The following is a 15,008-nucleotide window of genomic DNA, read 5'->3' as shown; positions in this document are numbered from 1 at the left end:
CTGCGCCACCCCGACCCGCTTCGCCGGGCTGAGCAGGGGCGTCGCGCATGCTCAACAAGGGGGCCCGATTGGACGCCGATCAGGGGTCCCGTTCCGATGCCGTTTGACAACCCGCGGTGGGGATCACCGCCAGGGCCCGCGGGTCGCACGCCGGGTCGGCGAGGTGGGCCGCCAACGCCGCCAGGGTCTCGGCCTGGTGGTCCCAGAGCGGTCGGCCGCGGGAGCCGGCGTGCCCGAGCCCGGCGACGAGGTTGTTGCGCACCGCCTGCAGGGGGAGCGCGCGCAGCAGGTCGTGGACCTTGAGGTGCGTGCCCCCAAGACCGGCGGCGCTCCCGCGCATCGCGTCCGCGAACCAGGACCCCGACCCGCTCAATTCCTTCACTCCGACGCGACGCGCGCGGCCGCCTCGTGCCCAGTTTGGGAAGGACCGGGCAATCCACAACCCGGGCGCCATCGCTGACGACGCGACGCCCCGACGGACGGTCGGCTCCGTCGGCGGACACCGAGCGCACGAACGCGCCGACGACAGGTTCCGGGGCCGGGCCGGCCGGCGTGCGCCCCTCCGGCTCGACCCGGTACGGGCGCGCCCTTGCCATTCCTGCGAAAGCGGCGATCGTCTCCCCTGTCAGGCGCTCCCGCCGCGTCATCCCGGAGGCTGACATGAAGGCCGGAAACCAGAACCGCGTCGTCCTGCTCGGGGAAGGCGGCAGCCCATGGGGCGTGGCCCTGGGACACGACTGCAAGGCAGAGCACGAGCACGGCTGCGCCGGGCTCCGCGCGTGGCTCGGCGTGGCGGAGGACGCCATCACGGTCGAGGATGCCCTGTGCCGGCCGAAACCGGCCGGACCCGACTGGGCGTTCGTGCAGCACGACGACCCGAAGCTGGCCACGCTGCTCGTCCTCAACGACGCCTACGCCCGGGACTGGGCCGCCAAGCGGCAGGGGGTGCGCCGGAAGCACCTGCGCGACGGCGAGGGTTTTCACGACGCCTGGCAGGAGGACGACGCCCTCGCGACCGCCTACGACGAGGCGAGCGCGGCGCTCGCCGCGTTCCGGCCCGACGACAGGCGCCTGCTCGCCGACCTGGCGGGAGCCCTCGCCGCAGGCCGGCTCGCTCTCGCCCACGGCGGCGGCGTCGGGCCGATACTGCTCCTCGCCAACCGGTTGCCCGGGAACGCCTTCCTGCAATCCATTCACTATGCCGCCTTCGCCGCCGCGGAGGACGAGCAGGGAACGGGCATCGACTATGCGAGGCACCCGACCCGCCTGCTGGAGAGGTGCGTTGGGTGGAGTCCCGTTCGGTAGGCGCGGTCCGGGTCGCGAAGGAACGCTTGCCCCGACGCCTCCGCGGCGTCCGGCCCGGGTGAAAGACGCCGCCCGGGCCGGGCGGTCAGGGCGCGAAGCCGGCGGAGCGGCGCCCGCGTGCCGATGGTGCCGTTTGTGGCTTTCCGGGCGGCCCCCGAAACTGGGCCCGCGTCCGATTCCCCGGCGCCGTCCAAGGGTGGGAGCGCCCTGCGGGGGCCTCCCTCCACGCGTGGGAGGGGCCGCATCGGGCTTCGGCCGGACCCCAGCCCATCCGGGTCACCGTCCGGCCATGCGTCCTGCCCCGCCGCCACCGGTCGGCCCCGCCGGCATCCGTTCGAGGCATCGCGAACGAACGCTCGTCCCGACGATGGAGGTCGCCGATGCATCCTGAGAGGATGGTGCACGTCAGTCACCGTACGCGTTCGGCGACGGCCGCGGCGAGCATCATTGCGCGCTCGCGAGGTCAGGCGGCACTCTGGGATTGCTGGGGCGGTGTCCAGTTCCAGGGGAGGAGTTCGTCGATCCGGCGCGCGGGATGGGCCGGCAGTCGGGCCAGCACGTCGGCCAGCCAGGCCCGGGGATCGACCGCGTTGAGCTTGGCGGTCTCGGTCAGCGTGTACAGCGCCGCCGCGCGCCGCCCGTCCGCCCGCGTCCGAGCCAGCGAACGTCCAGTTGCGGCGGCCCACCGCGATCCCGCGCAGCGCCCGCTCGGCGGCGGCGGCGTTGCTCAGGTAGACCCGCCCGTCCTCAAGGAAGCGCGTGAACGCCGCCCAGCGCTTGAACAGGAAGTCCATCACCCCGGCCATCGGCGTCTTGGCCGACAGCCGGGCCCGGTTCTCCCGCAGCCACCCCCAGCGCGACGACCAGGCTGGCCGCTCCGGCCAACATGGGTCGCTGGACGCTCAAGCGCGTCGAGTACGGCTTCACCGGGTTCTTCGGACGGATCAAGCGCGGGCTCAAGCCTGGATTCCCACGCTTCAAGCCAGTCTCGCGCTGGAACACCTTCGGCCTGCTTGAGACCGCAGGCCTGCGGCACGAGGGCGACCGCATCCGGCTCAAGGGTTTTGACCGCCCGATCCGTCTTAACCACGACCGGGCGCTTCCGTCCGACGCCAAGATCCTGGGCGTGACGTTCACCCGCAAGGGCCGGCACCGGTACGTCGGCTTCACCGTCGAGACCAATGAGGTGGTGGCGGCTACGCCACCCGCCGGCGAGGCGGTGGGCGGCGACCTTGGCGTCGAGGCGCTGCCGCATCCCGAACGTCCGACCAGCCTCGCGTCGCGAGCGCGAGATCCGGGTGTCCCGCCGGGCGCTCGCACGATGCCGCAAGGGCTCGAACCGCCGGCGCAAGGTCAAGGCACGGCTGGCGCGCCAACTCCGGGCGGTGGCGAACACGCGGGACCAGCATCTCCACCGCGTCTCGGCGCGGCTGGCGCGCGAGCATGCGCTCGTCGTGCTGGAGGATCTGCGCATCCGGAACATGACCCGCTCGATTGCGGGGACTGTCGAGGAGCCGGGCACGAACGTCGCCCAGAAGAGGGGGTTGAACAGGTCCATCCTCGATGCGGGATGGGGCAAGCTCGTGCAGTTCGTCCGCTACAAGGCTGCCAGGGCCGGTGGCGAGTTGATCTGCGTCGACGCCAGGGGGACGTCGCAGGAGTGCCGGCGATGCGGGGCGGTTGTGCCAAAGCCGCTATCGCTGCGCCAGCACGTCTGCCCGTGCGGGTTGGACGAGCATCGTGACGTGAACTCGGCCGGGGTGATCCGGGACCGAGGTCTTGCGGCCAAGGCCGCGAGCGAGGGGGGCAGCCCCTCGGGGGCGCCAACGCGGGCCGTCGGGCCGTGCGTCGTCCCGGGACGCTCCTCGCCGTCTGAGGGCGGCGCTGGAGAACGTCACGCGGGGCCATCAACCCCAAATGACGAATGACCGAAATGTCGGTCCGCCCTCGTCCGGGAATGGTCCTGCAGACATTCGGCTCGGCCTCGGCCTAGCCTGACGCCCGAGCACGTCCGCCTGGATCCGATCCGAACCGAGCATCGCTTCGGGGCAGTCGCGGCCCACTTGCCCTCGCTTCGCCTTCCGGGCCGGCGTGCCGGCAGGCACGATCCACCTCGCGGCAACGCCCCTTTCGGTTGGTCCCGCGTTGCAGGCACGCGACGATCCGTCGCGGCACCCCCGGCATGCCGTTGGCTGCGATTTAACACTCAGGCCTGAACCTTCTGGGAGCGCCCAATCCCGGCAGGGGACAAGCGAGGAAGACCGCCGTGACACATGACGATGAGGCGCTGTGGTACGATTCCGAGACGGAGGAAACGGCGAAGAACCGATTTCCATTCTGGGGATGTGCCCTGACCCTCGTTGCCACTGTTGTGGCGGTGTACCTGATCTTCTGATCCCGCCCCCTGTGACAAGCTCAAAGCCGCTTGAGAAGCCGTTTAGCCCCCACAGGGGCGCGATGACCGAAGCGCGCCATAAGCGCCCTTCGAGCGACTAAGCGCCCTTCGAGCGACGGCACGCGGCGACCCCGTGGCGCGCTCGGACGCGTGGCTGCCGCGCCCGGGATGTCCACGTCGCGACACGCGTAGGCGGAGCAACGCCGCGACGCCGAACGGAACCCACGCCGACGTGAACGTCATCCGCGCGCCTCCGGGGCGAGTTCCTCCATGTCGGCGGCGACCATGGCGGCAAAAGCCTCGACCTCCCCGGCCTGGAGTACCGCAGCGGAACCCGCGCCGTCCCGTCGGACGGCTAAGGCCCGGTCGAGGACCGACGCCCAGCACGGCGAGAACGTAACCAGCCCGTACAGGCCGGCGTCGGTCTTCGTCGTCACCCGCCCGGTGAGCAGGGTGTAGTGCAAGCGCGCGGTGCCGAGGACGAGGGAGGACGCCTCCCAGGCGCTCGGCGCCGCGCGACGGGCGGCCGTGACCGCCTTCCCCGCCAGCAGCACGAGGTCGCGGTTGATGTCCCGCGACGAGATGCGATGCTCCAGCCCCGTCGGCGTCGTCCCTCGGGCGGCGACGGCGCCGGTCGCGAACGCGTACCGATCCAGTGCCCGGCGCCCGTGCGGTCCGGTGGGGATGAACCGCCCGCGTCGAACTTGCGGTCCGGTCACCTCCCACGTCCCGAGGCGCAACTCGTCTTCCGTGACGTAGATCCCGTCGAGTCGCGAGAGCGGATGCCCGGGCGCGATGTCCTGGTGAACGGCTTCGAGCGCCTGAGTCGGGGCCGGACCGTGCGTCCCGGCAACGAAGTTCACGTCGCTCGACCCGGACCGGAAGTCGCCCAGCACGGCGGAGCCCACGAGGTGGAGGGACCGGACGAGGCCGGGCAGGGCGGCGTCGGCGAGGGCGAGGTAGGCCTGCGCGGCCTCGGCCGCCCCTGGATCCACTGGCGTCAGGGCGGACCAGGACGAGCGCAGCAGCGGAATTCCTTTCGGACAGCGCTTTACGGGGCGTGTCATGGTCGCGGCCTCCTTCCATTCGCCGCTCGTGAGGAGCGGGCGGAACGTCGCCACGTCGCGCCGTTGGGCGCGGCAACGTTCCTTCCGTCGAGGCCGGTGGGGCCGGGCGTGCCGCTGCCTTTGGCGGGGGAAGGCGCTGTGCCGGATGACGGAGTGGCTTTCACGGCACGCTCCCGGGGTCGGCGACAATGGAGGGGGAGGCAGACGGGATGCCGCGCCCGCCTTTCTCCGCCGGCCGCTCGGTTGCGCCGAGGCGGAGTGCGAAGAGGCGCGGCAGGGGTGGCTCCCCCGACTGTGGCAAAGGCCGGGGACCCAGCCGTTCGGGCGCGTCGGCGCCGAATCGGCGCAGGACGTCGGCGCTGGCGACCACGTCCAGGTCTTCCTCCTTGGCGCGCCGCTCGATCCGAGAAAGGTCGTTCATTACCGTCCCGAGCACCGTGAACTCGGCGCGCCGGCCATCGTCGAAGACGCCGGCCAGGACCGGGCCGCAGTGCAGTGCTGCTATGACCCGCAGCGTCGGGCACCCCGCCCTGGACCGCTCGCGGTTCAGCGCGGTCAGGGTGTCGAGCATTGCCTCCGCTGCGGCCAAGGCCTGTCCGGCTTGCTCACCGGCATCGCCGTCGAGGAACAGCGCCAGCACCCCGTCGCCGACGTACTTGTCGACCACGCCGCCGTGGGTCGCCACCGCGTCATGGACGAGCCGCCGGAAGTCCAGCAGCCAAGCGACGGAGAGCGCAGGCGGGTACGCCCTGGCGAGAGCCGAGGAACCCCGCAGGTCCACGCTAAGCAGGGTCGCGTGGCGCTCGGCCACGGAAGCCGTGCCGCCCGTGCGGACGACCTCGGTGGCCACGCCGTCCGGCAGGAACCTGGACAGCATCAGCCGCTCCTCCCCGGCGCGCAACGCCGCGGCTGCCGCAGAACGCATCCACGCCGTCGTCGACACGACGAAGCCCGACGCGACAGCGAATGCAGCGAGGCCCATCCCCTGGCGGACCAGGACGTGCGCGCCGTCCGGACCGAGGCGCGCGGGGTGGAGAAGAAAGGCCAGCGCCGTTGCCCACCCGACGGACACGAGCGCCGCGAAGAGCGCGGCGAGCCGGGGCCTGAGACGCATGCCGGTCTGCAGCAGGAACAGGTACGCCGGCAATAGGCTGACCGCGTCGGTCGCGAGGTGGGCCTCGCCGCTGTAACGAGGCACGTGGTCGGCGACCACGTAGACCGCGATGGCCGCGTCGGCGCACGTCGCCGCGAGCGGGAGCCAAGAGCGGACGCGTTTGGACCGCGCCCGGGCGCCGGCCGCTGCCAGCAGCGTGACGAGGCCGTAGGCCCCTAGCACGACCCAATGGCCCGTGCGTTCGCCGTGGCCGTAGTCGGCGAGGGCACCCAGCAGGAGGATGAGGACGACCCCGATCCGGGGGGCCAGCGCCCGCCGCTCGAAGCCCTGCTCGATCCGGGCGGGCAGCTCCGCCGAGAAAAGCCCGACAGGGTCGGCCAGCGATATCGGAGGTGGTGGCATGCCGCTCACCTGGATGCCCGGGCCGCGGATGCGCCGGCCGCACGCATGCCGCCCACATGCAACGTGATCGGAACGTCGAAGCTGTCGAACCGGATGACGGCCGGGACCGTCGCGCCGTCCGGCAGCTCGTTCCGAAGGGGACCGATGTCGATCCAGGCCGTGCGGTCGCCGAGCCCGTAGACGTCACCCGCCCCGACGCGCACGCCGGCCATCGCGGCGCTGTGGTCCCCACCCAGGAACCCGCGCACCTGCGACGGCTCGCCGGTGGGCAGGAGCAGTCCCACCAGCACGGCCCGGTCCGGCCCGTCGTTCTCGATGGTGAACGTGACCCGGCTCGTCTCGCCTGGTCTCGCCGGGGTGGCGGCGATCCCCTCGATGTGGATCCCGCCCGCCGTGGCGCCCTCGTCATGCGACAGGGCGGGCCCGGCCACGAGGGCAAGCGCCCCGGCCGCGGCGAATGCCCGGAACAAGTTCGTTGTCACTAGTCGATCCTGGTACGATGGCCTGGTCGGTCCCTCGGCACGACCGGCCTGCGCGAGCCTCGCCATAGGCCAGGCAGGACGCGGCGCGGGTGGTGCCGTTCGGGACACGCGAATGGACGACCGGTCGGTGGTCACGCCGCCTCGCCCTCCGCCTCGACGAGGCCGCGGTTCCCGGCCCGCCGCCGGGTGGCGTCAGGCAAGCGGCCGAAGGGGGCAGGCACGGGACATGGCCTTGCCCGCGGGCAAGGACGCGAACCGGTCAGTCGAGCGACGCGATGAGTTCCGCTGACGGAAGCCTCGCGCGAGGCGGACGCGGGTCCGCCCCGGTTCAGGCTGCCCTGGGTGGGCGCTCGATGCGGAAAGGCGTGCCGCCCTCGACTTGCTCGTCGTTCGTCACATGGCAATCGGAGGTGCGGCTGGGCGGGTCCGTCAGCCCGGGCGCGAGCGAGGGCTCGAAGGCATGGCAGGCGAAGCCGCAGCAGGTTGGGGCACAGCGCTTGCCGCCGGACGCGTGATGCATGCAGCCGTCGTCATCGGGCTCGGCCGTGAACGAAACCGGGGCGTCCTCGTGCGGCCCGGTCACGCCATGGTGGTGGCGCGCCCCGCCATGCGCGTACCGCAAGCCGTCCGCGGCGCGGGACGCAGTCACGCCGATGGGTGCGGATGCGCGCCAGATGCCGGCCGGGATGGCCGCTAGGCACGCCGCGACCATCGCGACGAGGAGGGTCCTCAACGAAAGCAAGGTTCGTCCGCTTCGAAACACGCCCGCCTGAACTGTCTCACGGCTGTGCCGGACAATGCAAGCCAGGGGCCGCGGGATCCCGGCACTCGCTGCCGGTGGATCCCGCGGGCGCGTGATTCAGGCGCCCAGCGCCCGGGCTTCGTACCCGGCTTGCTTGAGGGCCGCCACCACTCGCGACGGGTCGACGCCGCCGCGGACGGTGATCTCCCGGCTGGACAGGTCGACGTCGACCCTCATGTCGCCGTCAAGACCCTGGACGGCACGGGTGACGCCCTTGGCGCAGCCGCCGCAGTTCATGTTCGACACGTGGAAACGCAGCATGACCATCTCCTCTGTAGCGCGTTCCCCACCCACATGGTCCTTCCAACGATGGGAAGGTCAAGGGCCGGCGGCCTTTTCGTGCGGAAGGCGCGATCCCGTTCCTCCCGGTTCCGTGGTCCAGGTCGGTGGGATCGCCGGGATCCCGTTGACCTTCCCATCGTTGGAAGCCTTATCTGTCCGTGGAAGTCGAGACAGAGGAGGGCACCGACCATGGGCCAGGACGTCGTCCAAGCTTCCACTGACCATGCCGCCCCGGGACGGCAGCTCAGCCTACCGGTGGAGGGCATGAGCTGCGCATCCTGCGTCGGTCGGGTCGAGGCCGCGCTCGGTCGGCTTCCCGGCGTCGCCGAAGCGGCGGTGAACCTGGCGACGGCCCGCGCGCGTGTGCGGTTCTCCGGCGCCGCGGACCCGGCGGCCGCCGTCCGCGCCATCGAGGAGGCGGGCTACGCCGTGCCGGAGGCCCGGACCGAGATCGCGGTCGACGGCATGACCTGTGCGTCCTGCGTCTCGCGCGTCGAGCAGGCCCTTGCCCGCATACCAGGGGTGACAGGCGCCGCCGTGAACTTGGCAACGGGACGCGCGACGGTGCGTCACCCGGCGGGCGCCGTGAGGGAGGCGGACCTCCTGGAGGCCGTGGAAGGGACGGGATACGAGGCGCGCACGGTCGGGGAGGACCGGGGCACCGACCAGGCGCGCGAGGCACGCGAGGCCGAGGCGGCCGGCCTGCGCCGCGACCTCCTGCTCGCGCTCGCCCTCGCGCTCCCGCTGTTCGCCGTCGAGATGGGGTCGCACCTCGTCCCCGCGCTGCACGCGTGGGTGACGCACACCGTCGGCATGCGTGCGACCTGGACGGCCGAGGCGGCGCTCGCTGGCCTCGTCCTGTTCGGCCCGGGCTTGCGCTTCCTCAGGAAGGGCGTCCCGGCGCTGCTGCGAGGGCACCCGGACATGAACTCCCTCGTGGCGCTCGGCACGAGCGCGGCCTACGGCTACTCGCTTGTGGCGACCTTCCTTCCCGGGCTGCTGCCGGCGGGCACGAGGAACGTCTACTACGAGGCGGCAGCCGTCATCGTCTTCCTCGTCCTGCTCGGGCGCTACCTCGAAGCGCGTGCGAAGGGACGCACGGGCGCCGCCATCGAGCGGCTGGTGTCGCTCGCTCCGACGACGGCGCGCGTGGTCCGGGACGGTGGCGAGGCCGAGGTGGAGGTCGCGGCCCTGCGCGTCGGCGACATCGTCCGGGTGCGTCCCGGCGAGAGGGTCGCGGTCGACGGTGAGGTCGTCGCCGGATCCAGCCACGTGGACGAGGCGATGATCACCGGCGAACCCGTCCCGGTCGCCAAAAACACGGGCGACATGGTCGTCGGAGGCACCGTGAACGCGACCGGCGGTTTCGACTTCCGGGTCACGGGCGTGGGCGGCGACACGGTTCTCGCGCGCATCGTGCGCATGGTCGAGGAGGCGCAGGGCTCGAAGCTCCCGATCCAGGCCGCCGTCGACCGGGTGACCGGCTGGTTCGTTCCCGCCGTCATGGCGACGGCCGCCGCGACGTTCGTCGCCTGGGTCGCGTTCGGCCCGGCGCCCGCCCTCGGCCTCGCCCTGGTGAACGCCGTCGCGGTGCTGATCATCGCCTGCCCCTGCGCGATGGGCCTCGCCACGCCGACCTCGATCATGGTGGGCACGGGCCGCGCCGCCGAACTCGGCGTCCTCTTCCGCCACGGCGATGCGCTCCAGGCCCTCCGCGACGTGGGCACGGTGGCGTTCGACAAGACCGGGACGCTGACGGAGGGGCGCCCGGAGCTGACCGACCTCGCGCCGGCTGCAGGGGCAGACGGTAACGAGGTGCTGGCCCTGGTCGCCGCGGTCGAGGCCCGCTCGGAGCACCCGGTCGGCACCGCCGTGGTGGAGGCGGCGAAGCGCCGCGGGCTGGCCGTCAGCCCCGTCCAGGAGTTCGAGGCGGTGCCGGGCTTCGGCGTCTCCGGCCGCGTGGCGGGCCGAAAGTTGGAAGTGGGGGCCGACCGGTTCATGGCCCGCCTCGGCTACGACGTCTCCGGCTTCGCGCCCGAGGCGGCCCGGCTCGGCAGGGAGGGCAAGAGCCCTCTCTACGCCGCGGTCGACGGCCGGCCGGTCGCCATCCTCGCCGTCGCCGACCCGGTGCGGGAGAATTCGCCGGCCGCGGTCAGGGCCCTCCGGGCGCTCGGGCTTAGGGTGGCGATGGTCACGGGCGACAATCGCCGGACCGCCGAGGCCATTGCCCGCAAGGTCGGGATTGACGAGGTCGTGGCGGAGGTGCTGCCCGACGGCAAGGTCGCGGCCGTGAAGGGGCTTCGCTCGGCCGCGGGCGGCAAGGTCGCCTTCGTCGGGGACGGCATCAACGATGCTCCCGCCCTCGCCGAGGCGGACGTCGGCCTTGCGGTGGGGACCGGGACGGACGTTGCCGTCGAGAGCGCCGGCGTCGTCCTGATGTCGGGTGACCTGCGCGGGGTGGTGAACGCGGTCGCAGTGTCGCGGGCGGTGATGCGCAACATCCGACAGAACCTGTTCTGGGCCTTCGCCTACAACGTCGCCCTCGTCCCGGTCGCGGCGGGCGTGCTGTATCCCCTGAACGGGATGATGCTGTCACCCGTCCTGGCCGCCGGCGCGATGGCTTTGTCCAGCGTGTTCGTGGTCACGAACGCCCTGCGCCTGAGGCGCTTCTCGCCCCCAGCCATCCCGGGCCCGGCCGCCGGCGGGAGGGCCGGGCACGCCCCCGTGCCGGGACGGGTGGCCCCTGCGGAGTGAGCGGAGCGTTGCCATGCTGAACATCGGGCAGGCCGCCGAGGCGTCGGGCGTCTCGGCCAAGATGATCCGGTACTACGAGAGCATAGGCCTGATCGCTAAGGCCGGGCGCTCGGATTCCGGCTATCGCCACTACGGCGAGGCGGACGTCCACGCGCTTCGCTTCATCCGCCGCGCCCGCGATCTCGGCTTCTCCGTGGAGCAGATCTCCGGGCTGCTGGCCCTCTGGCGCGACCGGGACCGGGCGAGCGCGCAGGTCAAGGCCGTGGCGCTGGAACACGTGGCGGCGCTGAACAGGAAGGTCGGGGAACTGCAGGCTATGGTGCGCACGCTGTCGGACCTTGCCGAGCACTGCGGCGGCGACCACCGCCCAGACTGCCCGATACTCGACGATCTCGCGGGCGCGGGCGGCGACTTGGCCGTGGCATCGCCCGCGCCGGGGCTCCGCTTCGGTGCCCGGGCGCTTCGGGAGGGCAAGCGGACCAGGAAGGTCGTGTCGGCTCCGCCGGGGTGAGGTGCCACCCGAGGAACCCGTAGGACCTCGGGTGAGGGGAAGCTCATGTTCTGGGAGAGGGAGGACACGCTTGCCCCCTGGACATGATCGTCGGACGACTCTGCCCCTACCTCACCCAGAAACAGGCAGCGGCAGGTCTGCTGACCAACGATTGTGTCGTGCGCTCGCCGCCCCGTCCAGGCTCGATCACTGCCAACGGGCCCGGTTCGGCGACTTTCCGTGAGAGCGACATCGAAGACTTCGGGGACGAGTACATGCTGAGCAGCATGGCGGCCGAGGCGCTCGGGGTAAGGACCGCGCCGGTGCGGGACCGTATGACCGAGAGGGGTTCTGTCCGGCGTTGGTCTTGGCGTCGGGCGCCGCCGTGGTCTGGCACCGCCGCGACATTGACCGGGCGTCCGAGGAGGCATGTGCCCTCAGGAGACCGTTTGCTGCCGCATGGATCACTCCATGGGTGGCGCCATCATCCGAGGGGTGGCCGCGGACACCGGCTCCGCCAGCCCAAGGGGCGCTTCGGGGGTCGAGGCCGACCGGGGCGTGGCAATGGGATGTGACGACGTGGATGCGTGACCCAGTAGGCCGCTTCCCAACGAGCGAACGAAATTTTGTGGACAAGTCGGGGGCGGGAACGCGCCCTCAGTCCAGGACCGTTTCATTGATCGTCCTGAACCCAACCCATTGCTGCGACACCTGCCCTGGCGTCCGGCGAGAAGATCTGGAGGCGCCAAGAAGTGCAGTTGGCCGAAGCCGTTGCCGGCCGTGCAAGTCGAGGAATTCGGTCTGTCTCCGCCTGGCTATCGTCCTGGCCGCAGGCCAGGTCGACGCGCTTCTGATCCGTCACGTTCAGGACGTTGTCAGATCGGAGTTCTGGCTGGCGGCTGCGTTCCCTTCTGCGCGGCGATGTGGCCATCGTCGACGGGTGCATGAAGAGACAGTGATTCTGCGGGAGGCCCGGACCGATGACTTGGATGCGCTGATTGAGGCGGAGTACGTCGTCCTGCGCAAGCACTTCGAGGATCGGCTGGCGCCCCTCCTGGTAAGGCGAGCCCTGCGCGATGCAGACGACAGGCTGCCTTCCTCTGCGGTCGCCGTCCACGTCACCATGCCTGCGCCTGCGGAAGGCCCCGAGGCCCCGCGCGCCCGGTCTCTGGTCGCAAGGCTGAGCATCAAGGCGCTTATAGAGGCTCCCGGGCACCGCATGTACGGCCGGGCCCTGAACCGCATCGTGCTGGACGCCGTGTTTACCAGCAATGCGCGGAAGGCCCCGCCGTTGAGGGCGGGGATGGATAGCGCCGGCGGCGAGAGCCGCCATCCCGGCATCCAGGCTGTCAACGCCGATTGAAGTCTGACCCACCTTTGGGCTCTCCCGCATTTGTGATCCTGCTGGCGAAGTCAGGCTGGTGAGGTCTGATGGAAGAGGTGGGCAAACAGGCTGCCGCGAGTTCTGGCGATGGGTAGGCCGACGATCCACCGGGTCAATCGCATCATGTTGAGGGCCGCCGCGATGGCGAGGTGCTGGAGGTGGACCTTCGCGCGTCCGATATAGCGGGCACGGCGCAGCCCGAAGCCGCGTACCGCCCAGGACATCGTCGCCTCCACACCAGCCCGCCATGCATAAAGCGCGGCGAAGGCCGGGGTCTCTTGCCGACAGCGCGCCGTTTTCAGCGCTTCGTACTCGCCTTGCGTGCGCAGGGTCATCAGGCGGCGGTCGGCACGGGGACCCGCACACACTGCGCGATCGGCGCAGGTCTTGCAGTCGCGCCGCGAGAACTTCACGTTGACCACGGCCGTGGCGCGGTTGTCGACCGCCGGCGTCCAGCTTGCGCTCACGGCGCCGCGCGGACAGGTCACTTGTCGCTGCCCCCAGTCGACGTGGAACGCCTCGGCTGAGAAGCCCGCCCCGCTCTTGGCCTGCCAGCGTAGGTCGCGTCGCACCGGGCCGATCAGGTCGACGGAGAAGCGCTGGCGCGTCTCGACCAGGATGCCGGCATCGACGTAACCGGTATCCACGAGGTGCTGGGCCGGGAGCAGATCCTTCGCCGCGAGTGCCTCGTGCGTCGACGTCGTCACCGCGCCGTCGGCAAGGGACGCCGCACTGGTCTGCACGTGAGTGATCACGCGCGGCCGATCCGCATCGCAACTCTCGGTCAGGTGGACCTTGTAGCCGACCCAAGAAGCCGTGCCCTTGCGTGCGAAGTGCGCGTCGAGATCGTAGGGCGAGCTGATGAACAGGGCCGCAGGCGGCACATTCCCTGCCTCGCGCCAGCCGACTGCGCCGCCCTCGCGACAGAACTGCTGGACCCAGATCCGGCGCAAGGTCTCGACCGCTGGAACTTGTCGTAGCCAGACGGGTGCATCTGCGGAGTGGACGGCTGAGAGGAGATCGTGCCCATCCGCGCCCACACCGATGGCCAGCGCCCGACGTTCGGGCGCGGCGCGCGGCTGGCGCTCGGCCAGACCGCGGGGCTCATAGCGCTCCGCCCAGTGCCTCTGGGCATGTGCCGCGAGCCAGGCCGGAGCGGCGGCGGCCAGCGCGCTGAGGGCGTGGCGCATCACCTCGATCACGCAGGCGAGACGATTGAGGCTGCTGACCGCGGCCAGCACGTGCGTCGCGTCAGTCCGTTGCCGCCCTCCCGAACGAACGAGGTTGCGGGCGCAGGCGATCTCGATGACGGCGTCGAAGAGCAGGTGCTCGGCCCGGCCCGCGACGAGGCGCGTCCGGAACTCACATAGGACGGAGGCGTCGAAGCCAGCGTCGGCGAGCGGCAGGGCGAGCACGTACTTCCAGTCGATCCGACTGCGCACGGCATCGGCCGCCTGCCGGTCGGACAGGCGCTCGGCGAACTGGAGCAGGGTAACAAGGGCCAGGCGCCAGGGTGCCGCGGCGGGCTGACCGAGGCGCGGGAACAGGGCGGCGAAGCGCTCGTCGTCGAAGATGGGGCCGAGCTCGTCGCGTAGGCTGAGCAGCAGCGAGCCGTGTGGGAATGCGGCGCGGGCGACGCGGGCGGTCTCGACGGGAACATCGTTCGGGATGGTCGGGCGAAGCGACATGGTGTTGGCCTCGCGAACCGAAGGATCGGCACCAACACCGCGGCAGACCACCCTGATCCGGCCCTGCCCGACTTCGCCCGCAGGATCATTTGTGGTGCAGGCGTAGCGGTCACGCCGCCAGCACCCGGGCGCGCAGCAGGTCGAGCTTGGCACGGCCGTACATCGTCCGCTTCAGCGTCTTCACGCGGTTGATCTGCCTCTCCACCGGGCTCGTGCTCCAGGGCAGCGCGAGCGCGGCTTCCACGGCGGCCCGATCCCGCCTCAACCCCTCCGCCAGGCCGCTTAACGGGCCATCCCGATAGCGATCCAGCCACGCACCGAACCCGGCCTGATCCGGCTCCCACACGATCACCCTGAAGGCCTTTACCTCCGCGATCGCACGCTCGATCTCGGGGACGGCGGCCACCAGGGCATCGAGGAAGCGCCCGTCCATCTCGCCACGCTCGCCGCTGGTCAGGAGAAGCCGCGCCGTCCGCCGTGGCGACGGACGCCGCCAGACTGGACCAGGGGCAGGTCGCATCCGAGGCTGGCCGCCTCTGAGAGCAGCAACGCAGAGCCGGACGCTCATCACGCCACCCCGGAAGCCCGAGGCCTGCAGCTCGCGCCACAGCCGCGTCGCGTTGCGCTCGCCTTCGTCGAGCCGCCGCACGAGGTAGGGCACGAAGGGATCGGTGATCCGCGCCCGTTCGCCCTTGTGCCAGGTCGGCGCCGTGCCGGCCTGCAGCCAGTGCCGCACCGTGTTCCGCGACAGCCCGGTCTCGCGCACGATGGCGCGGATGCCCTGGCCGTCCCGAGCCAGGGCTGCAACGTGCCGGAAGCGGGCCTCCCGGTCCGCCTGACCCT

The 15,008-nt window shown here is 71.4% G+C and carries 13 protein-coding genes and 1 pseudogene; 5 read left to right on the top strand and 9 right to left on the bottom strand.

Features of this window, described 5'->3' with window-relative positions:
* Positions 1 to 79 precede the first annotated feature (79 nt).
* Positions 80 to 340: a hypothetical protein gene (locus HPY23_RS14690; protein ID WP_200602041.1), complete on the bottom strand. Its 261-nt coding sequence runs from the start codon at positions 338 to 340 to the stop codon at positions 80 to 82.
* A gap of 320 nt (positions 341 to 660) precedes the next feature.
* Between HPY23_RS14690 and HPY23_RS14685 the strand changes: the two genes are divergently transcribed.
* Positions 661 to 1,305 carry a hypothetical protein gene (locus HPY23_RS14685; protein ID WP_200602042.1) on the top strand — a complete coding sequence of 215 codons (645 nt, stop codon included), beginning with the start codon at positions 661 to 663 and terminating at the stop codon, positions 1,303 to 1,305.
* Between the two features lie 463 nt (positions 1,306 to 1,768).
* On the opposite strand, the pseudogene HPY23_RS14680 reads toward HPY23_RS14685, so the two are convergent.
* Positions 1,769 to 2,153: pseudogene (locus HPY23_RS14680) on the bottom strand (transposase domain-containing protein); the annotation flags it as partial.
* A 333-nt stretch (positions 2,154 to 2,486) separates the two neighbouring features.
* Between HPY23_RS14680 and HPY23_RS14675 the strand changes: the two are divergent.
* A complete protein-coding gene (locus tag HPY23_RS14675) occupies positions 2,487 to 3,233 on the top strand; it encodes an RNA-guided endonuclease InsQ/TnpB family protein (RefSeq protein ID WP_236012928.1) in 747 nt (248 codons plus the stop codon).
* Between the two features lie 706 nt (positions 3,234 to 3,939).
* On the opposite strand, the gene HPY23_RS14670 is transcribed toward HPY23_RS14675, so the two are convergent.
* From HPY23_RS14670 to HPY23_RS14650, 5 genes are all read right to left on the bottom strand, one after another.
* Positions 3,940 to 4,821, bottom strand: a complete 882-nt coding sequence (locus HPY23_RS14670) for an aminoglycoside adenylyltransferase domain-containing protein (RefSeq protein WP_091890861.1) — start codon at positions 4,819 to 4,821, stop codon at positions 3,940 to 3,942.
* 106 nt (positions 4,822 to 4,927) lie between these two features.
* Positions 4,928 to 6,283 (bottom strand): adenylate/guanylate cyclase domain-containing protein, encoded by a 1,356-nt coding sequence (locus HPY23_RS14665; RefSeq protein ID WP_091890867.1) that lies wholly within the window; start codon positions 6,281 to 6,283, stop codon positions 4,928 to 4,930.
* Positions 6,284 to 6,288: 5 nt separating this feature from the next.
* Complete coding sequence (locus HPY23_RS14660) at positions 6,289 to 6,765, bottom strand: hypothetical protein (RefSeq protein ID WP_091890870.1); 477 nt, start codon at positions 6,763 to 6,765, stop codon at positions 6,289 to 6,291.
* A 328-nt stretch (positions 6,766 to 7,093) separates the two neighbouring features.
* The gene (locus HPY23_RS14655) at positions 7,094 to 7,498 is read right to left on the bottom strand and encodes a hypothetical protein (RefSeq protein ID WP_091890873.1); all 405 of its coding nucleotides are present in this window, start codon (positions 7,496 to 7,498) and stop codon (positions 7,094 to 7,096) included.
* A gap of 126 nt (positions 7,499 to 7,624) precedes the next feature.
* A complete protein-coding gene (locus HPY23_RS14650) occupies positions 7,625 to 7,828 on the bottom strand; it encodes a heavy-metal-associated domain-containing protein (RefSeq protein WP_139235061.1) in 204 nt (67 codons plus the stop codon).
* A gap of 210 nt (positions 7,829 to 8,038) precedes the next feature.
* Between HPY23_RS14650 and HPY23_RS14645 the strand changes: the two genes are divergently transcribed.
* The 3 genes from HPY23_RS14645 (at position 8,039) to HPY23_RS14635 (ending at position 12,456) form a co-directional block, all read left to right on the top strand.
* Positions 8,039 to 10,603 (top strand): heavy metal translocating P-type ATPase, encoded by a 2,565-nt coding sequence (locus HPY23_RS14645; protein ID WP_091890898.1) that lies wholly within the window; start codon positions 8,039 to 8,041, stop codon positions 10,601 to 10,603.
* A gap of 16 nt (positions 10,604 to 10,619) precedes the next feature.
* Complete coding sequence (gene cueR, locus HPY23_RS14640) at positions 10,620 to 11,114, top strand: Cu(I)-responsive transcriptional regulator (RefSeq protein WP_175540086.1); 495 nt, start codon at positions 10,620 to 10,622, stop codon at positions 11,112 to 11,114.
* A gap of 964 nt (positions 11,115 to 12,078) precedes the next feature.
* Positions 12,079 to 12,456, top strand: coding sequence for a hypothetical protein (locus tag HPY23_RS14635; protein WP_139235062.1), 378 nt, complete (start codon positions 12,079 to 12,081; stop codon positions 12,454 to 12,456).
* A 50-nt stretch (positions 12,457 to 12,506) separates the two neighbouring features.
* On the opposite strand, the gene HPY23_RS14630 is transcribed toward HPY23_RS14635, so the two are convergent.
* Complete coding sequence (locus HPY23_RS14630; protein WP_091890904.1) at positions 12,507 to 14,165, bottom strand: IS1182 family transposase; 1,659 nt, start codon at positions 14,163 to 14,165, stop codon at positions 12,507 to 12,509.
* 109 nt (positions 14,166 to 14,274) lie between these two features.
* Positions 14,275 to 15,008, bottom strand: a 734-nt coding sequence (locus tag HPY23_RS14625; protein WP_200649635.1) for a transposase, incomplete at its 5' end; no start/stop codon positions are given.

This window comes from Methylobacterium ajmalii (assembly GCF_016613415.1).
Lineage (GTDB): Bacteria > Pseudomonadota > Alphaproteobacteria > Rhizobiales > Beijerinckiaceae > Methylobacterium > Methylobacterium ajmalii.
The sequence above is the reverse complement of the archived record's forward strand: the minus strand, read 5'-3'. Positions and strand labels throughout refer to the sequence as shown.

What these genes read in the sequence shown, in the direction of transcription:
- HPY23_RS14690 (WP_200602041.1), bottom strand. Translation starts at nt 340, where the DNA reads ATGCGCGGGAGCGCCGCCGGTCTTGGGGGCACGCACCTCAAGGTCCAC.
- HPY23_RS14685 (WP_200602042.1), top strand. Translation starts at nt 661, where the DNA reads ATGAAGGCCGGAAACCAGAACCGCGTCGTCCTGCTCGGGGAAGGCGGC.
- HPY23_RS14675 (WP_236012928.1), top strand. Translation starts at nt 2,487, where the DNA reads ATGAGGTGGTGGCGGCTACGCCACCCGCCGGCGAGGCGGTGGGCGGCG.
- HPY23_RS14665 (WP_091890867.1), bottom strand. Translation starts at nt 6,283, where the DNA reads ATGCCACCACCTCCGATATCGCTGGCCGACCCTGTCGGGCTTTTCTCG.
- HPY23_RS14650 (WP_139235061.1), bottom strand. Translation starts at nt 7,828, where the DNA reads ATGCTGCGTTTCCACGTGTCGAACATGAACTGCGGCGGCTGCGCCAAG.
- HPY23_RS14645 (WP_091890898.1), top strand. Translation starts at nt 8,039, where the DNA reads ATGGGCCAGGACGTCGTCCAAGCTTCCACTGACCATGCCGCCCCGGGA.
- HPY23_RS14630 (WP_091890904.1), bottom strand. Translation starts at nt 14,165, where the DNA reads ATGTCGCTTCGCCCGACCATCCCGAACGATGTTCCCGTCGAGACCGCC.